This is a genomic window from Methylobacterium sp. WL103 (genome assembly GCF_008039885.1).
Lineage (GTDB): Bacteria > Pseudomonadota > Alphaproteobacteria > Rhizobiales > Beijerinckiaceae > Methylobacterium > Methylobacterium cerastii.
Genome location: NZ_VRUX01000560.1, coordinates 1 through 2,710, shown reverse-complemented (window position 1 = coordinate 2,710; position 2,710 = coordinate 1). Strand labels below are relative to the sequence as shown.

The following is a 2,710-nucleotide window of genomic DNA, read 5'->3' as shown; positions in this document are numbered from 1 at the left end:
TCACCGTCCGCACCGCCGCCGTGACCGCCTCGACCGGAGCCGCGGCGCCGCCCACACCGGTCGCCTTGAAGGCGGCGGTGCGGACGGTGATCACCTTCTTGCCGGCGCCGGCCTGGACCGTCTGGATCGCGTTGCCGGCGTAGATCGGGCGCTCGAACGTGTCGGGCGAGATCACCTTCATGATGTCGGAGATTTGCGCCACGTCGAGGAGGGCGGCCACGCGCGGCAGGATGTTCTTGCCGGTGGTGGTCGCCGAGCACACGATCGCGTCGTAGGGCTCGGCGATGGCGACGATCAGGGCGGCGACCGGCTCGGCCATGTCGTGGTCGTAGGCCGCGTCGTCGGCGAGCAGCACCTTGTCGACGCCGTCGAGCTTGGCGGCCGCGTCGGCGGCGCCCTTGCTGCCGGCGCCGACGACGAGGGCGTGGATGGGGGCGCCGAGTTCCTTGGCGGCGGTGAGCGCCTTCAGGGTGCCGTCCTTGATCTCGGACTGGCCGTGCTCGACGAGGAGGAGGGTGGTCATCGGTTCAAACCTCTGATCTCGGATGGGGCGCGCGCTCGACCGGGAGCGGGAGCGCGCGCAGTCGGGACTAGATGACGTTGGCCTCGGTCTTCAGCTTCTGCACGAGCTCGGCGGCCGAGCCGACCTTGACGCCGGCGGAGCGGCCCGGCGGCTCGGTGGTCTTGAGCACCTTGAGCTTCGGGGTGACGTCGATGCCCAGTGCGTCGGGCGACATCTCCTCCAGCGGCTTCTTCTTCGCCTTCATGATGTTGGGCAGCGAGGCGTAGCGCGGCTCGTTGAGGCGCAGGTCCGTCGTCACGATCGCCGGCAGCTTGAGCGACACCGTCTGCAGGCCGCCGTCGACCTCGCGAGTCACGTCGAGGCTGCCTTCGCCCGCCTCGATCTTGAAGGCGAAGGTGCCCTGCGGCCAGCCGAGCAAAGCCGCGAGCATCTGGCCGGTCTGGTTGGAATCGTCGTCGATCGCCTGCTTGCCGAGGATCACCAGCTCGGGGCTCTCCTTCTCGACGATCACCTTCAGGATCTTGGCCACCGCGAGGGGCTCGCAGACCGTATCGGTCTTCACCAGGATCGCACGGTCGGCACCCATGGCGAGCGCGGTGCGCAGCGTCTCCTGGGCCTGCTGCGGCCCGATCGACACGGCCACGATCTCGGTGACCTTGCCCTTCTCCTTCAGGCGAATCGCTTCCTCGACCGCGATCTCGTCGAAGGGGTTCATCGACATCTTCACGTTGGCGAGTTCGACCCCCGAGCCGTCGGCCTTGACGCGAATCTTGACGTTGTAATCGACGACCCGCTTGACGGGCACCAGAACCTTCATGGCGGTCTACTTCCTCCGCGTTCGGATTGTTTTGATCGGTGGAAACCGGAGCGCCGCGATCGGCCGCTCGCACAGGGCGCGGACCGTAACGGCCACATTTCCGCCTTGTCAACGCGGCGCGCGCCCGCGCTTTCGAAAAGCCGCGGCCGGCCGACGAAGGGCGTTCGCTTCTACGGTACGGAGATGGGCGCGTGCGGCCCGGCTCTTTGCAGCCGGTGCTTGCTACCGGTTCTTGCCCGGCACCCAGAGCACGTCGTCGACGCCGTCCGAGTTGGCGGCGCGGCTCGCCACGAACAGGAAGTCCGAAAGGCGGTTGAGGTACTTGAGCGCTTCCGCGGAGACGATCTCACCCTCGGTCGCCGCGAGCGCGACAGCAAGCCGCTCGGCGCGGCGGCTGACGGTGCGGGCGAGGTGGAGGGCGGCGGCCGCCGGGGAGCCGCCGGGCAGCACGAAGGACTTGAGCGGGGCGATGTTAGCGTTCAGCGCGTCGATGTCGGCTTCGAGCCGGGCGACCTGCGAGGCCACGATCCGCAGCGGCTCGTAGGCCGGGGGCGTGTCGCTCGGCGGCGTCGCGAGGTCGGCGCCGAGGTCGAACAGGTCGTTCTGGATCGCGCCGAGCATCGCGTCGAGGCGCGGCTCGGCGTGCTGGCGGGCGAGCCCGACGCAGGCGTTGGTCTCGTCGACGGTGCCGTAGGTCTCGACCCGCAGGTCCGCCTTCGAGCGGCGCTGCCCGTCGGCGAGCGCCGTGGTGCCCTTGTCACCGGTCCGTGTGTAGATGCGATTGAGGGTGACCACGGGTCCGCCGACGCTTTCAGATCAGAAGGTGTAGCCGAGCTTGCCGCCGAAGTTCGTCAGGCCGCGATTCTCGCCGCACAGGCCGGCGTTCGACATGTGCTCGACGGTCGCCATCACGCTCCAATGCTCGGTGATGCGGAAGCCCAGCGCCGCCGCCTCGCGGAACAGCGGCGAGCAGCCGAGCGAGTTGAAGCCGTAGGGGGCGAGCGCCTTCGGGCCGGTATAGCCGTTATGCGCGGCGCCGCCGAAGAAGCCGTCGATGAAGACGCGGCGGTCGAAGGTCTCGGGGAACAGGTCCACCGACCAGGTGGCGCCGAGGTAGGCATAGCTGGTCCGGCCGCCGGTGTTGTAGCTGCCGCCCACGGTCGCGCGCGGCACGAACGCCTGCCAGAACGGGTCGGCGCTCACCAGCGGCTTCGTGAATAGGATTTCGCCGTTGACGTTCTGCTTCTCGAAGCCGGGAAGCTTGCCCTCGGCGCTTCCGGGATCCTGCACCGAGCCACCGATCCGAACCTCGGAGACGATGCTGAGGGGCTGCACCGGCGGCGCGTAGGCCGCGGGCCGCGGCGCGTACC

Annotated in this window: 3 protein-coding genes and 1 pseudogene; all 4 read right to left on the bottom strand. The window is 69.0% G+C overall.

Annotation, left to right across the window (positions count from 1 at the left end; translation table 11 throughout):
* Positions 1-523 (bottom strand): annotated as a pseudogene (locus FV222_RS22305) (electron transfer flavoprotein subunit alpha/FixB family protein); the annotation flags it as partial.
* 67 nt (positions 524-590) lie between these two features.
* Complete coding sequence (locus FV222_RS22300) at positions 591-1,340, bottom strand: electron transfer flavoprotein subunit beta/FixA family protein (protein ID WP_147763946.1); 750 nt, start codon at positions 1,338-1,340, stop codon at positions 591-593.
* Positions 1,341-1,562: 222 nt separating this feature from the next.
* Entirely contained in the window at positions 1,563-2,135 is a 573-nt protein-coding gene (locus FV222_RS22295) for a cob(I)yrinic acid a,c-diamide adenosyltransferase (protein WP_147752273.1), read from the bottom strand.
* Positions 2,136-2,156: 21 nt separating this feature from the next.
* Positions 2,157-2,710, bottom strand: a 554-nt coding sequence (locus FV222_RS22290; RefSeq protein WP_147815664.1) for an acyloxyacyl hydrolase, incomplete at its 5' end; no start/stop codon positions are given.

Excerpts from the sequence above, each read along its gene's own strand:
- FV222_RS22300 (WP_147763946.1), bottom strand. The coding sequence starts at position 1,340 with ATGAAGGTTCTGGTGCCCGTCAAGCGGGTCGTCGATTACAACGTCAAG.